Consider the following 19,334-nt stretch of genomic DNA (forward strand, 5'->3'; position numbering starts at 1 on the left):
ACCCACTGGGCAGCGGGCCACGGTGGAAAAATCCGCGTCGCTAAGGCTTACCGAACGCTGCGAATCCCCAACCCGCAACACCCGGTCCATGCCCAGCAACGACGGCATATCCGCCGCATGACTGACCGAGTCCAGCGCCTGCGAATACCAGGCGCCCATCTGCTGGCGGTACTCCACCAGGCTCTGATGAAAGCCATCCAGCTCGTGTTCGATATGGGCAATTTGGGAGGTGTGCTTCATCCGCGAGGACTTCCCACTGGGGAGGGCCACGCGACCAATGCGCTAACGAAAAAAACCATCTGCAATCCCTCGCACTGTTTGATCAGGCGAGGGACTTTGCAGAGGTTTTCAGGGCAGGGGAGTAGAGCTTATCCGGCGGTTGCGTGGGACGTTTCAGCAACCTTGTCGCGCAGCACCAGGCTGCACAGCGCCGGCAGGAACAACAGCGTCAGCACCGTGCCCACCAATACTCCGCCGATCAGCACATAGGCCAGGGACGACCAGAATACCGACAACGTCAGCGGAATAAACGCCAGCGCTGCCGCCAATGCGGTAAGGATCACCGGGCGTGCACGCCGCACCGTGGCTTCGATGATCGCTTCGCGAATCGGCATGCCGTGGTCCTGGTTCTGGCGAATCTGGTCGGTGAAGATCAGCGTGTTGCGCATCAGGATGCCGCCGATGCCGATCAAGCCCAGGATCGCGTTAAAACCGAACGGTTGGTTGAACAGCAGCAAGGTCGGCACCGCACCGATCAGGCCCAGTGGCGCGGTGGCGAAGACCATGAACATCACGCCAAAGGAACGCACCTGGAACATGATCACCGTAAGGGTCAGCAGGATCATGATCGGGAACAACGCCGCCAGGGCCACGTTGGCTTTGGCACTTTCTTCCACCGGGCCGCCGATGTCGATGTGGTAACCGGCCGGCAGCCTGGCGATCAGGGGGTGCAGGTCTTTGTACACGGCCATTTCCACATCGGGCGGTTGTACGCCGTCGATGATGTCGGCGCGCACCTCCACAGTGGTTGCGCGGTTGCGGCGCTTGAGGATCGGTTCTTCCATCACCGCCTGGAAATGCCCGACCTGGGCCAGCGGCACCGAAGTGCCGGTGCTGTTGGTCAGCGTCATGTTATCGAGGTTGGCAAGGTCTTCGCGCTGGCTGCCTTGGGCACGGGCTACCACGGAGACGGTGCGGTTGCCTTCGCGCACTTCGGTGATCGGGTTGCCGCTGAGCAGGGCGTTGAGTTGGGACTTGACCTCGTCGGGTGTGAAGCCGAGCAAGCGCAGGCGATCCTGGTCCAGCAGCAGGCGATATCCGCTGGCGCGCTCACCCCACTCAAGGAAGGTGTCCCGGGTCAGCCGATTGCCGGCAACCACTTGGCGCACTTGCTCGGCCAGCCCGCGCAGCACCTCCAGGTTCGGCCCGGACACACGGAACACCACGGGGAACGGCACTGGCGGGCCGAATACCAATTGCGTGACGCGCACCCGCGCCGCAGGGAATTCGCCGGCAGCGATGCGCTCGCGCATGCGCACTTTCAAGGCGTCGCGGGCGTGGGAGTCTGGAGTTTGCACGATCAACTTGGCGAACGCCGGGTCGGGCATTTCGGGGTTCAACGAGAGGAAGAACCGCGGTGCGCCGCCGCCTACATAGGTGTCGACCATACGTGTCTGCGGCTCCTGCAGCAGGGCTTTTTCCACCTGCGCCGCCACCGTTTCAGTGCTTTTGAATGCGCTGCCGGGCGGCATATACACTTCCAGAATCAGCTCCGAACGGTCGGAATCGGGGAAGAACTGTTTCTTCACCACCGTCATGCCCAGGCCGCACAGCACAAACGCGGCCACCACCAGCCCAGTTACCAGCCAGCGCCCGCGTACGCAGGCTTCTACCAGGCGACGCAGTTTCTGGTAGTAGCGCCCGGCGTAAATTGCATCATGCCCGCCAGGCACAGGCTTGATCTGCGGCAGCAGCTTCACGCCCAGGTACGGGGTGAACACCACCGCCACTAACCACGAAGAAATCAATGCAAAGCCAACGATCCAGAAGATATTCCCGGCGTACTCGCCCGCACCGGATCGCGCGAACCCCACGGGTAAAAAGCCGATGATGGTCACCAGCGTACCGGTCAGCATGGGCGCAGCCGTAGAGCTCCAGGCGTAGGTCGCCGCATGGATACGATCAAAGCCTTCTTCGAGTTTGACCACCATCATCTCGATGGCGATGATCGCGTCATCCACCAGCAAGCCCAGGGAAATGATCAGCGCGCCCAGGGTCACGCGGTCGAATTCTCGCCCCGTGACAAGCATGATCACGAACACGATCGACAGCGTCAGCGGCACCGCTGCCGCCACCACCACGCCCACGCGAAAGCCCAGGGCCAGCAGGCTGATTAGCATCACCACGGCGAGGGCGACGAAGAATTTGAGCATGAACTCATTCACCGCCAGGCTGATGTTTTTCGCCTGGTCGGAGACCTTGACGAAGTTCACGCCCAAGGGCAGGTCGGCCCGGATGCTGGTTTCCTGCGCCTGCAGGCTTTTGTCCAGTTCCAGGCCGTTCCAGTGCTTCTCCATGATCACCCCGAGCATCAGCGCCGGGTCGCCCTGATGGCGAATGCGGTAGCTGGGCGGGTCTTCATAACCGCGGCTGACGCTGGCCACATCAGCGATGCGCAGCACGCGGCCATTGACTTGCAGGGGCACGTTTTCAATCAGCGCCAGGCTGTCGAACGCCCCGTCGATACGGATATACGCGCGAGCGCCGGCGGTCTCGACAAAGCCCGACGGCGCCACGGCGTTCTGCGCGGCGAGGGCGGCAAAAATCTGCTCAGGCTTGATGCCCAGGGTCGCCAGGCGTTCATAGGAAAACTCGACAAACACCCGCTGGGCTTGCTCGCCGAGAATATTGACCTTCTTCACCCCCGGCAAGTTGAGCAAACCCTGGCGCAGAGTCTCGGCCATTTGCACCTGCTGGCGATGAGGCAAGTGCTCGGCTTCCAGGGCGTACAACGCAAAGTAGACATCGGAATATTCATCGTTGAAAAACGGCCCTATTACACCCTTGGGCAGTTTCGCCGCTTCGTCGCTGAGCTTTTTGCGCGTCTGGTAGAACAGCGCCTGGACTTCGCCAGGGCGCGTGGACTCCTTGAAGGTTATGCGCATCGACACAAAGCCGGGTTGAGCGATGGTTTCGACGCGGTCGTAGTAGTCCAACTCCTGCAAGCGTTTTTCCAGGCGGTCGGCGACCTGTTCCTGCATTTCCTCGGCTGTGGCGCCGGGCCAGGCGGCGGCGATGGTCATGACCTTGACGGTAAACAACGGGTCTTCGGCGCGCCCCAACTTGCCAAACGAGAACACCCCGGCGACGAGGATCGCAATGAGCAAGAACAGCGTGACCGCACGGTGTTTGACCGCCAGTTCAGAGAGGTTGATCCCGCGCATGCTCAGTGGTCCTGTTTGCGGTTGAGGGCGATTTCCTGGGCGGGTAGCAAGCGCACCGCGTCGCCGCTGTGCAGCAGGTGCGCGCCGAGGGCAACGATGGTTTGGCCCGGTGACACGCCACTGTCGAGCCACGCGTCTTCCTGGCCGAGGCGGGCGACTTTTACCGGCGCGAAGGTGAGCCTGTTGTCATCGCCAATCAGCCACACGCCGGGGCCTTGGCCTGCGTCCTGCAGTGCGCCAATCGGCACGCGGGTTTGTCGGGCCTGGCCGTTACCTTGCAGGCGTACGGTGATGGTGGAGCCGAGGGCGAAACGCTCTACCGCACCGTGCAGCACATAGCGGGCGCGGTAGGTGCGGGTGGTCGGGTCGGCGCTGGCAGACAGCTCGCGCAGGGTTGCGGTCACGGCCTGGTCGGGGGCGCCGAAGGGGAAGGCCAGGGCTTTTTGCGAGGCTTGGTCGCGCTGGTTTTCCGGCAGGTTGACGATGGCTTCACGGGCACCGTCATGGGCCAGGCACGCAACGATTTGCCCTTCGGCCACCACTTGGCCGCGGTCTGCGCGCACGTCGGTAATGACGCCGTCGCCATCGGCCTTGAGTACCGAGTAGGTGCGGCGGTTTTCAATCTGGCTGGCATCGGATTGCGCGGCGGCCAGTTCCGCCTCCGCGACGCGCAGGTTGGTGGCCGACTGGTCGAAAATCTGCCGCGACACCGCGCCGGTACTGGCCAGGCGCTGGTAGCGGTTTTCATCATCGCGGCGTTGACGCAGCTGGGCCAGGGCGGCGTTGACGCGGTGCTTGGCCGAGCGCAGCGCCAATTCGAAGTCGCCGATATCCAGCACCAGCAAGGTGTCGCCACGGGCAACGCGCTGGCCGGGGTCGACCTTGCGTTCGATCACCTTGCCGCTGACTCGGAAGCCCAGGTCGCTTTCGGTGCGGGCGGCGACTACACCGGTATAGGCACTTTGCTGAGTGTTGGCGGCTTCGACAGTGGCCGCCAGCACGGGGCGCGGCAGGGGCGTTTGAGCGGCATTGTCGGCTTGGCTGTTGCAGCCACCGAGCACCGTCAACAGGGCCAGGGGCGTGAGAAGACGCAGAGGGAGAGGGTGCATGGCGGGCTCCAGGGTGACCAGTGGGCAAAAAATTACGGTCATAATTTTTAACTTATATTATGGTTGAAATATAAATTAATCCAGCCCCGGATAATCCCCATGGCAAATGCCTCGGCACCTTCACGCAGCACATCCAGTGCGTGGGACCGCAGCGGATTGTGGTGATAGGCGTGACAATGGTGGCGGTTAGTGGAGGGCTGATGTTGCCCGGTTGACGTGCTTGGCCTTTGTCGCGTTCGCTCTGTTGCGGCAGCGGCAAGTTAAAGCATTGTCCTATGTATAGAACGATGCGGGCCAGTTTTGCCGGCTAGTGCCCAAGGGTGAGGCGATTTATTGTGTACTCACTTTGGAGGTACACATGAAAAAGCTGATTGGTCTCTACACCAGCCCCCGCGCCCACTGGGTCGGCGATGGCTTCCCGGTACGCACCTTGTTTTCCTACGACACCATGGGCAAGCACATCAGCCCATTCCTGTTGCTGGACCACGCCGGGCCGGCCGAATTCACGCCCACCGAACAGCGTCGTGGCGTCGGTCAACACCCGCATCGCGGCTTTGAAACCGTGACCATCGTCTACGACGGCGAAGTCGAGCACCGCGATTCCACGGGTGCCGGTGGCAAAATCGGCCCCGGCGACGTGCAATGGATGACCGCCGCCAAGGGCATTCTCCATGAGGAGTTCCACTCCCAAGACTTCGCCCGTCGCGGCGGAGCGCTGGAAATGGTGCAACTGTGGGTCAACCTGCCGGCCAAGGACAAAATGGCCGATGCCGGCTACCAGACCCTCGTGGATGGCGATATTCCGGTGCTGCCATTGGCCAACGACGCCGGTCACCTGCGCCTGATCGCCGGTGAGTTCGCCGGTACCCATGGCCCGGCCCATACCTTCACGCCGATTGACGTGTGGGACTTGCGCCTCAACGCCGGTAAGGCGGTCACGCTGGACCTGCACGCCGGGCGCAACACGGCCCTGGTGATCCTCAGCGGCACCGTGCTGGTCAATGGCGAGGAAGTCGCACGCCAAGGGCAGTTGGCGCTGTTCGAGCGTGACGGTGATCGGATCACCCTGGAGTCGAATGAGGACGCCAAGGTGTTGCTGCTCAGCGGCGAACCGATCGACGAGCCTATCGTCGGCCACGGTCCGTTCGTGATGAACACCGAGCAGGAGATCCACCAGGCGTTCGCCGACTTCCAGTCGGGCAAGTTCGGGCAGATGCACGCCTGAATACTGGGTAGGTTTATAACCTCTGTGGGAGGGGCTTGAACCCGATAGGGGCTGTCAGTTTGAGTTTTTCTGACTGACCCACCGCTATCGGGAGCAAGCCCCCTCCCACATTTTGCTTTGTGCTATACCCGCGATCTTCATTTCATGCGATCTTCTCGGCATTCGCCCTGGAGTCGCCTGGATGCCCTCATTTATCGCTGATCACCCGATGCTGTGCGCCGTCGCGTTGATCTTGATCGACATCGCCGTGTGGCGCCTGATCTCCGCCGACCTGGCCAACTGGAAACTCGCGGCGCGGCTGGTGATCTTCGCGGTGTTCAGTGCCGTGCTGTTCAACGACGGCATGAACCCCATGCAAGCGGCGCCTTATGCCGACGACACCACTCTGCACCTGGCTGCCACGGCGTTGCAGATCGGCTGGTGGCTGTTCGGCGCGCGCACCCTGACGGTGTTGCTCGGTGCGGTGATGATGCAGCGGGTCGGCCATACCGGGCGCCTGTTGCAGGACCTGATGGGCGCGGTGATCTTCCTGATCGCGATTATCGCCGCCATGGCCTACGTGCTCGACCTGCCGGTCAAGGGCGTGCTGGCCACCTCCGGCGCGGTGGCGATCATCGTCGGCCTGGCCTTGCAGAGCACACTGAGCGACGTGTTTTCCGGGATCGTCCTCAATACCACCAAGCCTTACCAGATCGATGACTGGATCTCCATCGACGGCACCGAAGGCCGCGTCACCGATATCGATTGGCGCGCCACGCGCCTGCAAACCTCCCAGGGCAGCCTGGCGGTGATTCCCAACTCCCTGGCGGCCAAGGCCAAGATCATCAACTTTTCGCGCCCGGCGGATATGTTCGGGCTGGCGGTCAGCCTGCAAGTCAGCCCCCATGCACGCCCGCAAACCGTGATCGACGCGCTGGAGCGTGCAATGCAGGGCTGCCGGCCATTGTTGGCCCAGCCGGCCCCGAGCGTGGCGTTCAAGGCGTCCACCAGTGGCGGCGCCGAATATGAGATCAGCGGGTTCGTGCCGGCCATGGGCCTCAAGCGCGAAACGCGCAACCTGCTTTACGACCTGGCTTACCGGCACTTACAGGCGGCGGGTGTGGGCCTGCTGTCCGCGACTGAAGGCAGCACGCCGCCAGCGCTTTCCGGAGCCCGGGCGTTGCTTGAACGCTCGCCGATCTTCTCCACCTTGCGCCAGGAAGAAAAAGACACCTTCAGCCACAACATGAGCCTGCACACCTACCGCGCCGGCGAGATGATCCTGGCGGCGGGGGAGGTCAGCGATCATCTGTTCATCGTCGAGTCCGGCGTGGTCTCGGTGCTGTTGATCAAGGACGGGCACACGTTCGAGGCCGGGCGCATGGGGCCGGGGGAAGTGATCGGTGAGGCGGGGATCCTGTCCGACCAGGCCGCGCTGGCGGACTTCTCGGCCAAGACCTTCTGCACGCTGTACCGCATCGAGAAGGAATACCTGAAGCCGTGCCTGGACGCGCGGCATGACATCGGCGAGGCAATGAAGGCGCTGCTGGATTTCCGTATGCATGCCGCCCAGACACTGACCCAGGACGCGCCGGTGGTACCGGTGAAGAAGGGCTTTTTGCAGTGGCTGAGGAACCGTGGCCTGTAGATTGGTCACCTGTTCTTCGCCCGGATTGGCTATTCCTCCAGAACGCTGCCGTGACTAACCTGCTCACCAATCCCACCGTTCTGGAGCACTACCATGCAAACCCGTACCGATTTCTACACCGCCTCCCCGGACGCCATGAAAGCCATGCTCGCCCTGGAGGCGGCGGTCGGCAAACTCTCCATCGAACTGCCGCTGCTTGAGTTGGTGCGCCTGCGCGTCTCGCAGATCAACGGCTGCGCGTTCTGCCTCGACATGCATACCGCCGACGCACGCAAGGGCGGTGAGACCGAGCGGCGCCTGTACACCGTGTCGGCCTGGCGCGAAACGCCATACTTTACCCCGCGTGAACGCGCTGCCCTGGCCTGGGCCGAAAGCCTGACGCTGCTCAGCCAGACCCACGCCCCGGACGAAGATTTCAACGCGCTGGCCGAGCAATTCAGCCCACAGGAACAGGTCGACCTGAGCGTGGCCATCGCCACCATCAACAGCTGGAATCGCCTGGCGGTGGGCTTTCGCAAGATGCCTAAGTAAACCCTTATTCCGGTAGGGGCGGGTGAATCAGAAATTCACCGACGCACTCAAGCGCGCCGTCAACGGCGCGCCCTGGAACAGATAGTCATCGCCCATGTACTCGCCCGCATCGCGCCAGTAGCGCTTGTCGAACAGGTTGTCGACGCTCAGGCGAAACACCGTCTCATACCCATCGACCTTGGTGGTGTAGCGGCTGCCGACATTGACCACTGCGTAATCACCCACCTCCACATTGCCGTTGCGGTTGGCGTACTTCTTGGCGCTGTATTGCACGCCGCCCAGCACCGCCAGCCCATTGACCCACGGCAACGCATAGTCGGCATACAAGCTGGCGCGCAGCTTGGGCACGTTGATTGCCTGGTGGCCTTCATAGTCGGGTGTACCGCTGCCGCTCACCCGCGCGCGGATCGCGGCGACGCTGGTTGCGATTTGCAAGCGGTCAGTGGCCCAGCCGTTGGCGGACAGCTCCAGGCCGGTGTTTTTCTGCTGGCCCTGTTGCATATAGGTAAAGTTGCCCGCGCCATCTGGCCTGGAATACTGATAGGCCTGGCGTGTCTGGAAAACAGCGGCGGCGAAGCTGATGCGGCGCCAGTCGTATTTCACACCGGCTTCAATCTGCCGTGACGTGGTGGGCGCCAGAGTGTCGCTGCTGTTGCTTGCAAACCATGGTGCGGTGCCGCCCAGGGACAGGCCCTTGCTGTAGCTGGTGTACAGCGAAACGTTTTCCACTGGTTTGTAGATCAACGACGCCTGGGGCAGAAACACGTATTGCTGGGTGTGGCGGGCTTGGTTGCCCTGCTTGTCGAAGGCTTTTTCATCCAGGCGCACTTCGCGCCCGCCGAGGATGGTTTGCCACTGTTCGTTGAAGCGAATGCGGTCAGTGACAAACAGGCCGTACTGGCGGCTGTCGAGGTTGCGATGGCTGTCATTCAGTGGCTTGTCGGTAGGTGAGAAGCTCGGCGCGTCCTGATGGATATTGCCGCTGCCGATGTACTCGTTGACCGAGTCGCGCTTGTCGATCACCCGGCGAAACGCGCTGGTGCCAAAGGTCAACTCATGGCCCAGGCCCGCCGTGTCGAACAGCCCGGTCATGGCCGCCTGGATTTCATCGTCGCGGCGAGTGTCGTCGGGGCTGCGGTAGTCGTAGATGTCGTAGTCACCTTCGGGGCTGAAGGTGTTGGCATTGCAGGTGCTGACGTAATAGCAGCCCCAGGCAAACGAGCTGTAGTCATCAATCACCACCTTGCTTCGCGCCGCGCTGATATTACCTTTCCACTGATCACTGAAGCGGTACTCGAACTTGCCGTTGAGGTTCAGCGAATCAATTGCCACCTGCTTGCCGCCGCTCTGATGCCCCAGCAGTTTTTTCGGCGAGGCACCCTGGGGCACTTCGGTACCGCCCAACAGTTGGTAACCCGGCACCGAACGCTGTTGCTTGTTCTGGTATTCGGCATCCAGTTGCAGCACGGCGTCGGGGCTGATGTTCCAGTCGAAGGCCAGGGATACAAAATCGCGCTGGCCGTTGGCGTGTTCTACATAGGAATTGAGGTCTTCATGGGCGACGTTGGCACGCAGACCGAATTGTTGCTCGCTGCCAAACCAGCCGCCGACGTCCGTGGCGATATAGCCGCTGCCGCGATCATCGGTGGAGACGGTCACCGAGCGCACATCCTCCGGGCGCTTGGTCACATAGTTGATCACGCCGCTGGGTTCGGAAATGCCGCTCTGCAACCCGGCCAGGCCCTTGAGCACTTCCACCTGCTGCTTGTTTTCCAGGGCGACGTTTTGCTCGCCGGTGATGGTGCGCCCGTTGATCTTGTAGCTGCTGGCCGCGTTCAGCGAGAAGCCGCGCACCACGAAGTTTTCGTAATAGCCAATCGGTGCATAGCTCTCACCGACAGAGGCATCGTTGCGCAACACTTCACTGAGCAGGCGCGCTTGCTGGTCCTTGATCAGCGCGGCGTTGATCACCGTGATCGAGGCGGGTGTGTCCAGCAGCGGCGCTTCATTGAAGCCACCGACCAAGGCGGTGTCTGCGCGATAGCTGCCGGTTGCTTCCCCCTGGATGGTGACCGGGGCCAGTTCGAGGTTCGCGGCCTGGCTCACGGCCACGCCACTGCACAGCAAGAGGCTGACGCTGTGCAGGCTCAGGTTCAACAGAGAGGAAGGGGGACGAATAGCCATCGAGGTTTCCGTTTTACAGACAGGTGGCAGCGAACGCGCGGGGCGCCGGGAAGGGTCGCTACGCTAGGGGCAAATGACTGCTTTTACAAGGTGTCGAGACTGCTCAATGGCTGATTGCGCGACATTCTTAGCCCTCCTTTGATTGATAGCCTTTTAATCTATCAATAGAAGTTGCAGAGAAAGTTATTGGACTAGTCTCGTATCTAGATGTGCAGCCAAGGATGGACGTGCTGGCTGACCCACTGCAAAAGTGGCTTTGGCATCTGTGTTTTTTATCTTCAACTCTTTGAAATAAGTGATGTTTCCATATTCGCTGATGTTTTTATCGGCAGAGTCTTCCTGTGTTTTTTTGTCGGACCGTCGCACTGCATCAAAGGGAATTCGCCACAGATAGCGGCTTGTTGAAGCCGCCGCCAAGGACAGGATCGATCATGAAGATCGTCGAGAGTGCGTTGCATGCTTTCTATGCCAAACATCCAGGTTTTGACCTGGCCACGTTTGATTTCATTGCCCAGGACAGTGCGCAGGCCCGCAAGAAAAAAGGGGCTGGCAAGACGCGAGTGTCCAAGGCGGAGCAGGTCGTGCGGGCGTACCAGCGACTGTTACACCTGAGTGGCAGCGAGAGTGCGGCGCAACGCCTCGTGGAGTTGGGATTCCATAGTGCCCATCAGATCGCCGCCATGCCCGAGTCGGTGTTCCACGCCAGGATTGGCCAGGACATGGACCCCAACTTCGCCGCGCAACTCTACGCCAATGCCGCGCATACCAAACATCAAGTCAGCCATCTGTGGGCCAACCTGGTGGCCTCACGGCCACAGTCGGCGGCGACGATGCTGCGCGCAAGCACCGTGACCGAAGATACCTTGGCTGAACTGCAAGCGCTGCCCAGTTACGCGGCCATGTTTGGCAACCAGAACTTCTGCAGCTGTGAGGACTGCAAGTCGATCTTCGGGCCCGCCGCCTATTACGTCGACATCATGCGCATCACCGATGCCTATGTCAGCCAGGTCAACAAAGACAGCCTTCCAGCGAAGTATCCCTTGGCGGTCCGGCGCAATGACCTTTTCACCTTGCCGCTCAGTTGCGCGACCACCCATGATCCGCTTGCGTACCTCGGTATCGTCAACCGGGTGTTGACCGACAAGTTGCGGGTCGAGACCCTACAGGCTGATATTCCCTGGCTGCTGGCGACCACCACGTACCCGTTCAGCACTCCGTTCAATCCTCACCGGATGTACGTCGACCTGACCCTGCAGGCCCTGGACCTGAGCTTGGCGCAGATCTACGGCACCACTGCGGGCTTTGCGTCTGCCGACCCCTATGCCCTGGCGCTGGCGGTGCTGGCGTTATCCCGGGAGCAGGCCACGTTTGGGGTGACGCCCCTGGCCACCGAGGCGCAATTGAAGACTGCCTGGGGGCTGCGTGCCGACAATACGCTGGCGAGCTTGTCGGAGCTGACGGTGTTCTCACACCGTTCGGGGCTGCCACGGGCAGCTGTGGCCGAGCTCACCCGCCAGGGCTTGACGGCCGAGGAACTGGAGGCCGGCCTGGCTCATGGGCTGTGGTTCAACCAGTCACTGCCGGCGGGGCAGTCGGTGCAGATTCAACTGGGCGATGACAGCCCCGATACGCTGACCCACCTGACGCCCACCACCCTTGACGCGGTGAACCGTTATATCCGCCTGGCCCGCTGGAGCGGGTTGGGGTTTACCGATCTCGGCTATGGCCTGGGTAGTCTGGGCCTGAATCTGTTGAACGCGGATACGCTCGCGACGCTGGCCATGGCCCGTGGTGTGGTGCAAGGCCTGGGCTGGACTTGGGCGCAGGCCTCGGCCTTATGGGCGGGCATGCCGACCACCGGTTCGGGTGGCGCGCCGGGCACGCCTTCGCTGTTTGATCAAGTCTGGAACAACCCGGTGGTGCTCGGTGGCGATGGCCAGGTGTATCACCCCGAGGACCCGTCCAATCCGCTCTACACCGATAAAGTCGCCACTTGGGATGTCATGGCCGGGCACACCGACCAACCCGGCTTTGACGCGGCGCGGTTGCAGGCCGGCCTTGGTGTGACCTCGGCCGATCTGCAGGCCTTGGCGGCGTTGGCGTTTCCCGATGATGACGCGGTACGCCTGACGGTCTCGAATCTCTCTTGCCTGTACCGCCTGGCCGCGCTGGCGCGGGCCATGGGCCTGGGCGTGGATGCGTTGCAGGCCACGGCGGCCTGGGTGCACATTGATATGACCCAACCCATCCCGCCGCAGGCCCTGGCACGCTGGCTGCTGGTCCCCAACTGGCTGGAGCAATGCCATCTGAGCGTGGATCAGGTGGACGCCTACCTCGATCCCCAGGCCCCGTTGCTGGTCGAAGCGGCCTCTGTTCTCAGTCATGCCGCGCTGCTATCGATCTGGACCCAGGCCCAGGGCAGCCTGTTCACCCCGACCGCGCTGGTGGGCAATACCGTCAGCGAAGTCATGGCAGACACGCTTTACGCGCAAATACTGGCCTTGAGCCCGGCGGTCGTGGTGGATGTACGCATGGCATACCATCGGCACATACCCAATGCGCCGGATATCGCCGTTGCCCTGGTGCCGCTGGCGGTCACCGAGGCGGCGCTGGCGGCCCTGGGTCTGAGTGAGGAAGAAACGCGGGTGGTGGCCCAAACGCTCAATCGCATGCACCGCAGCCAGGCGCAGGTCCTCGACAGCGGCCTGGCAACCTTGGCGGGCGTGAGCGTCGAGTTGATCGGTGCCGTGGGGGCAATGGTTTCGGCACAGCCCGAGCGGTCAGCCTGGCTGACGTGCCTGCTTACCCCGAGCGCCGACGGCGATGCTACCTGGCAGGTCAGCAGTCAAGCCTTGCTCGACGCCAGCCGTTTGCTGTTGGTCAGTGAAGCGCTGCCCCTGGATGCACCCGTGTTGACCGCCATGCTGGCCATGCCGACGGTGTTCGGCGTGATGCCGGCGGCGCTGTTCAGCCTCGACGCCTTGCAGGCCATGGGCGTGTATGTTCAGAGCCGCCAAGCCCTGGGGCTTTCCGATAGCAGCTACCTGGCCTACCTCTCGATGCCCGCCGACACCGCCTGTAGCGACGGTCAGAAGGCTGCTGCGTTGTGCACGTTGACGGGATGGTCGCAGGCCGACCTGTGCGGTGTGCTGGCAGCGCTGCAAACCACTGACCTGTTGTACGACACCACCCATGGCCTGCTGCGCCTGGCAACTATTTTTTCGTTGCTGCGCCGTGGCGGTTTCGGTGCCAGTGCTTACCAAGCCCTGCTGCACAGCCGGCAGTGGGCCTTGAGCGGCAGTGCCGCCACCGCCGACTGGCAGGCCTGGGAGCAACTGGCCAACACGCTGGCGGGCTCTGCGGCTGCACACCTGCGCGGCGCCTGGGCTGAAGTGGGTGGCGGTATCGACGCGCGGTTGCTGGAGGCCCGGCGCGACGTGCTGGTGCCCAGCCTGCTGTGGTATTACGAGGTCAGCCTGCCGTCAGTGCGCACGGTCAATGACCTGTCCGGTTACCTGTTGCTCGATGTACAGATGGGCGGCGCGAATCAGACCTCCGAAGTGGTACTGGCCTTGGCCTCGGTGCAGATGTACCTGAACCGGGTGCGCGCTAATATCGAGCCGGGTATCACCCAGCTACCCATTCCCCAGGTGTGGTGGGAATGGCTAACCACCTACCGGATGTGGGAAGCCAACCGTCGGGTGTTCATCTACCCGGAAAACTACCTGGTCCCGACCTTGCGTTCGTCGCGCACCACATTGTTCCGTGAGTTGGAAGCGGACCTGCTACAGACCAACATCACCCCTGAACGGGTGGAAAGCGCGTATCGAACCTACGTGCAAGGCCTTTCAGGGTACGCGTCGTTGCAGTTTGTCGATGCCTTCCGTGGCACCGTCAGCGACCCGCGCCGCGGTGAGATCGATACATTGTTCGTGTTTGCCCGCAGCGCCACCGAACCCTATTCCTACTACTGGGCCAAGCAGGAGCACCAGGCCAATTGGTCCCAGTGGACCGCCATCGATGTGACGATCAAGTCACCCTATGTAACCCCGGTGTATGCCTTCGGTCGCCTGTTTGTGTTCTGGGTGGAAACCAGCGTGGTGTCCAGTACCGCCATTGAAACCACCCAGGGCAATACCCAGTCGAGCAACAGCGTGGTGTACAAAGCCGCGATCCGCTACAGCTTTATGGATGCCAGCGGCACCTGGGTCGGCGACCAGACCCTGGCCCCCGAGCAGGTGATTTTCGCCGGGCCCAATAACGTCAAGTTGTCCACCCAGTCGGGTTACGACCTGTTCAATATCAACAGTCTGTTCTGGCAGAAGTGCAATGTGCTGCTGTTTGCCGGCACCGCGCCGATCGGCCCGGAAAACGATGTGCGCATCGACGAGAAAATCGCGGTGCTCTACGGGCCGTTCCTGGAAAACACCTCCAATGGCACGCCGATCGACACCTCGGTGCTTGCGCCCAGCGGCAGCCAAGTCAACCCGGCGGTGGCGCAGTTTGAAATCCAGGTGTACCAGCGCAGCCGCATCGTCAACCAGGCTATCGCCTCGGGCTTTCGCGGCCTGGTGGGGTTACGCGAGCCGCTGTTGCTCAACCGCGAGTTGCTCAAGGACTACCTGTTCCAGCGCACCGAATTCCTCAACCTGGCGGACAACTATGCTTTCGGCGTGCCGCCCACGGTGCAGCCGCTGTATGACTATGCGATGAACCGCTTGTATGCGCGCGGCACGCTCAATCCATTTCGCACCAACTACTATGGCGACTGGAATAACAGTGTCGACACCGCGCTGTTGCGCACCCCGGTCACCCCAGCCTTGGTGAAGTTCAGCGGGCTCGAACTGGCGGGAGCGCAGCAGTTGATCCTCGACCTGGTAGCCGCCGGTTACCTCAAGGCCGGCAGCAGTTCCGCCAAGTACGTGGTGCAACCGGGTTTCAGCAACAACGCCGATTTCCGCTTCCTGTTCTTCGGCGATGACAGTCGCGATGTGCAGATTATTCGCCTCTGGGCCAAACACTGCCTGTTGCAGGCCAGCATTGAAAGTCGCGAAGTGCAGGCGCAGACCTTCCTGATGACGCCCCTCGGCCAAGGTGCGGCCGACCAGGCCATGCTCGACCTGCGTGCCGCGGGCATTCTCGACAGCGGCGATTATGTGCGGTCCAGCTTTACCTCGGCCACGGACCTCTCGCAGATCCTTGACGGCGCACCGGATCATGCCTCGGTGGAGTTCGCCATTCGCCAGCAACTGTTCGTTGCCATGGGCGATGCGGTGCTGTTCGCGCGCCTGTCCAACCGGCAATGCTCGACCTTTGTGATCAAGAATCAGCCGTCGCACTTCGTCGGCAACGTCAATAGCGAAAGCTTCCTGGTGACCCCGGATACCTCGCGCGCTCCTGCGTTGAACGAGAAATCACGCGCGATGGGCCTGGAGACCGCGCAGTCGGTTACCAATACGTCGTTTATCAGCAGCGATATTACGGCGGCGGAGTCCATCGCGGTGTTCAACCTGCTGGTGCAGCACGGTGTGATCGACAACAAGGGGCGCCTGAGCGAGCCCTTCCTCAACAGCGATGACTTGAGTTACCTGTTCCCGGGCGAGCCGTTGCAAAGCCGCCAGATCAAGACCGCCCAGGTGCGGGTGGTACTGGTGGATCTACCGACCATGACCCTGGTGTCCTACTACGCCGAAGACGACCGGGTCATCATCACGGTGCAGTCGTTTTTGCGCCTGGGGATTTCCCAGAGCCAGGCCCAGTACGTCTTCGAGACCTTGAAGGCACGCCAGGTCATCGGGGCCCAAGGTTACATCAGCGCCAACTATGACCCCCTGGATGACCTCGACGACTTGTTCCCCGACGAGCCAGCCCAGAAAGCTGCGCTGTTGACCGCCGATGTCGCGTTGATCCTGCGCGTCTACTACGACAATACCTGGCGGCGCAGCGTGCAGGATCTTTATTACTGCTTCACACGGCTCACCACCGGCGCAGTGCCCAGGCTTGCCGCCGCTTTGCAGCAAGGCGGGGTGCCTGCGTTATTGAGCCTGCACCAGCAACAGGCGCCGGTGATTGCTACCACGCCGTTCAGCAGCTATGCGCCCGGCGAGCGGGTGCGCCCACCGGTGTTGAGCGACGCCACCCAAGTGGATTTCGACGGGGTCTACGGCCTGTACTACTGGGAGCTGTTTTTTTTCACCCCCCGGCTGATCGCCGATGCATTGTTCCAGGCCGGGGATTTCCAGGCGGCCCTGGGGTGGTTGCAATACATCTTCAACCCCACCGAGCGCCTGACCTCACTGAGCCCTCAGGATTTCCAGACCCCGGATATCTCACCCGAACAAGCCGATGCCGCGTTCCTCCTGCTCAAGGCCACTGCGGTGATCACTGTGCAGAACCAGGTGGCTGCCGACTACAGCCGGTTCACCGACCTGAGCTTCTTGTTCCCCCAGGTGGCAGACCCTGTCTTGCGCACGCGGATGATCGAACAGGTGCGTGCGGTGCTGTTCAACCACCAGACTGCCAGCCTGGCCTGCCAGTTCTGGCGTTTCCAGCCGTTTCGCAACCACACCCAGCAGTCCCTTGTGCAGACCCTGACCAGCCCCGTGCAGATTGCGGTGTACAACAGCGATCCTTACGACCCGTACGCCATCGCCCAACTGCGCATAGGAGCGTTCGAGCGGGCGACATTCTGCAATTACATTGACCTTCTCGTGGCCTGGGGCGACAGCTTCTTTGCGCGCAAAACCCGCGAATACCTGAATGCCGCCTACCTGCTGTATGCCATGGCCAGCGACCTGCTGGGGCCGCGCCCTGAAAGCGTCGGGCCCTGCACTGATCAATTGCCGGTGACCTTCAACGAAATCTTGCAACGCTATGGGGACGATCCTGCGGCCATTCCGCAATTCTTGCTGGACATGGAAAACCTGCTGACGGTGCGCGGCGCAGCCCTGGACGAAGCGGTGCCGATGGCTGGCGGGGCTTTCAATGAAATTGACGCGCTGTTCTGCGTGCCGCAAAACGACCAACTGATGGCGCGCTGGGACGGTGTCGAAGACCGCCTGTACAAGCTGCGCAACAACCTCGACCTGGACGGCAACACCTTGCTACTGCCGCTGTTTGCCGCGCCCATCGACCCTATGGCGCTGGTGCGGGCCGCTGCGGCCAATGGCGCGGGTGCCGGCTTTGCCGAACTGGCAGTGCGCCCGCCAACGGCGCAGACATTGCGTTTTGCCGGTCTGCTCATGAACGCCCGAGCAGTGGTCGGCGACCTGCAAATGCTCGGCAGCGAACTGGAGCAGGCCTTGACCGCGCAAAGCAGCGAGCAGTTGATGCTGTTGCAATCGACCCACGAGCAACGCCTGACTGCCGCGCAATTGCTCTCGTTCGAGCAGCGCACCCAGGCTGCCCAGCACACGTTGGAAGCGGTGCTCGCCACGCGGGCCACCACCGAACAGCGCAAGCAGTATTACGACGGGCTGATCAGCCAGGGCATGATCGCCGCCGAGATCGTTTCGATCACCCTGGGGATTGCCTCGCGGGTTGCCAGCTTTGTCGCGATCGGCTTTGAGACCGGCGCGGCGATTGCGGCCCTGGCGCCACAGGTGGGTTCGCCATTCGCTATGACCTACGGTGGCGAGCAGATTGAAACCGGGCTGCATCGCACGTCGGGTATCTGGCGCCAGGTCGCCGAGGTGGCCGATACCGCCAAGGACTTGAGTGACACCGTTGGCCAGTTCCAGCGCCTCAAGGCCGGCTGGGAGCAAGAGTCGACCCAGGCAGGTCTGGAACTCAAGCAGATCGATCAGCAGATCCTTAACGCTCGTTGCGACTTGGCGAGTGCCAAGGCTGACTACGCCGGCTACGAGATCGGCCTGAAAAACGCCGAGGCCCAGCAGGCGTTCCTGTTGAGCAAATTCGACAATCCGGACTACTACGCCTGGCGCGTCAGTCGCGCTACGGCCCTGTACTACCAGTTTTATCAATTGGCCCTGCAGTCGGTGGATGCTGCCCAAAGTGCGTTGCAATGGGCGTTGGGCGACACCACCGCTTACCTGACCAGCGACCCCTGGGACCCCAGGCGCCGTGGCCTGATGGCCGGGGCCAGCCTCAGCCTGGTGCTGGACCGCATGGACTATGTGTTTGCGCAGAAAGACGTGCTGCGACAGGAGATCGTGCGCGAGGTGTACCTGTCGCAACTCAACCCGGCGCAGTTGATTCGGCTGCGCGCCGAGGGTATCGCCGACTTCACGCTGAGCGAAGCACTGTTCGACTTCGATTTCCCCAGCCACTACTGCCGCCGCATCAAGACCGTCGCGGTCACCGTGGTCAACACGGATGACGCCTTGCCCAGTGGTATCCACGCCAACCTGACCCAGACTGCCAATAAGATCCTGCTCAAGCCCAACCCGGTCGGCCTGCAATACATGCTCGACGGGTCCGGCCACCCCGGCGGCGATGTGTGGGTGGACTGGCGCTCCAACCAGAGCGTGTCCCTGAGCCGTGCCGCCGCCGATGAAGGGGCCTTTCTGGAGTACTTCTCCGACGTCGAGAAGTTGCAGCGTTTCGAAGGCACCGGGGCGGTGTCCAATTGGCGCTACCAGTTGCCCAAGAACACCAACCAGTTCGATTTTTCGTTGATCGAGGACGTGCAGTTCAGCCTGCGCTATACCGCCACCGACGGCGGCAAGACTTATGGCGAACTGGTGCAAGGCAAACTCGCCGGAAGCACCTACAGCGCGGCGCTGATGGTCAGCCTGGCGACCGCCGAGCCCGAGGTGTGGGCGGCGTTTCTCGACGACACCGGCGACCCGCTGACCCAGGCCCTGGTGTTTGACATGCCCGCGCAATTATTCCCTCCCAACACCCGCGATCTGGTGGTGGACAAGGCCTACCTGGCCCTGGTGGTGAGCAGCGGCCTCCAGCTGCCACCCAGCGCCAGCTTCCTCACCCTGACCGCCGGTGGTCAACCGGCACAGGCAGTAACCACGGTGGGCCTGGCGGGTGAGGCCGCCTACGCGAAAATCCCCCTGCAGCAGATCGCCGGGGAATGGCGTGTGCTGTTCGATCTGCAAACCATGAAATCCAACCCCCTGTTGGCCGCTTTGCTCGATGGCAACGGCCATATAGATGGCGAGTCCTTGCTCAATCTGTTTGTGTCGGTGCAGTTCACCGCCAGCGTTTTCAAGTGAGCAGTCTCGACCTTCACGTGTTTGAAA

General features: G+C 62.0%; 8 protein-coding genes. 4 read left to right on the forward strand and 4 right to left on the reverse strand.

Annotated elements, in window-relative coordinates:
• The 3 genes from FRT59_RS16725 to FRT59_RS16735 form a co-directional block, all read right to left on the reverse strand.
• A partial coding sequence (locus tag FRT59_RS16725; protein WP_153871746.1) for a hypothetical protein occupies nucleotides 1-240 on the reverse strand: 240 nt, incomplete at its 3' end.
• A gap of 128 nt (nucleotides 241-368) precedes the next feature.
• Nucleotides 369-3,443, reverse strand: coding sequence for an efflux RND transporter permease subunit (locus FRT59_RS16730; protein ID WP_153871747.1), 3,075 nt, complete (start codon nucleotides 3,441-3,443; stop codon nucleotides 369-371).
• A 2-nt stretch (nucleotides 3,444-3,445) separates the two neighbouring features.
• The gene (locus FRT59_RS16735) at nucleotides 3,446-4,552 is read right to left on the reverse strand and encodes an efflux RND transporter periplasmic adaptor subunit (RefSeq protein ID WP_153871748.1); all 1,107 of its coding nucleotides are present in this window, start codon (nucleotides 4,550-4,552) and stop codon (nucleotides 3,446-3,448) included.
• A 358-nt stretch (nucleotides 4,553-4,910) separates the two neighbouring features.
• Here FRT59_RS16735 and FRT59_RS16740 point away from each other — a divergent pair, with 358 nt between their 5' ends.
• From FRT59_RS16740 to FRT59_RS16750, 3 genes are all read left to right on the forward strand, one after another.
• Complete coding sequence (locus tag FRT59_RS16740; protein ID WP_153839346.1) at nucleotides 4,911-5,777, forward strand: pirin family protein; 867 nt, start codon at nucleotides 4,911-4,913, stop codon at nucleotides 5,775-5,777.
• Nucleotides 5,778-5,958: 181 nt separating this feature from the next.
• Complete coding sequence (locus FRT59_RS16745) at nucleotides 5,959-7,404, forward strand: mechanosensitive ion channel family protein (protein ID WP_153871749.1); 1,446 nt, start codon at nucleotides 5,959-5,961, stop codon at nucleotides 7,402-7,404.
• A 93-nt stretch (nucleotides 7,405-7,497) separates the two neighbouring features.
• On the forward strand, nucleotides 7,498-7,935 hold the full coding sequence (locus FRT59_RS16750; protein WP_153871750.1) for a carboxymuconolactone decarboxylase family protein: 438 nt from the start codon (nucleotides 7,498-7,500) through the stop codon (nucleotides 7,933-7,935).
• Between the two features lie 27 nt (nucleotides 7,936-7,962).
• On the opposite strand, the gene FRT59_RS16755 is transcribed toward FRT59_RS16750, so the two are convergent.
• Nucleotides 7,963-10,119: a TonB-dependent siderophore receptor gene (locus FRT59_RS16755; protein WP_153871751.1), complete on the reverse strand. Its 2,157-nt coding sequence runs from the start codon at nucleotides 10,117-10,119 to the stop codon at nucleotides 7,963-7,965.
• A 431-nt stretch (nucleotides 10,120-10,550) separates the two neighbouring features.
• On the opposite strand from FRT59_RS16755, the gene FRT59_RS16760 reads away from it, so the two are divergent.
• Entirely contained in the window at nucleotides 10,551-19,307 is an 8,757-nt protein-coding gene (locus FRT59_RS16760; RefSeq protein WP_153871752.1) for a Tc toxin subunit A-related protein, read from the forward strand.
• Nucleotides 19,308-19,334: the final 27 nt, after the last annotated feature.

Source organism: Pseudomonas haemolytica, from assembly GCF_009659625.1.
Taxonomy (GTDB): Bacteria; Pseudomonadota; Gammaproteobacteria; order Pseudomonadales; family Pseudomonadaceae; genus Aquipseudomonas; species Aquipseudomonas haemolytica.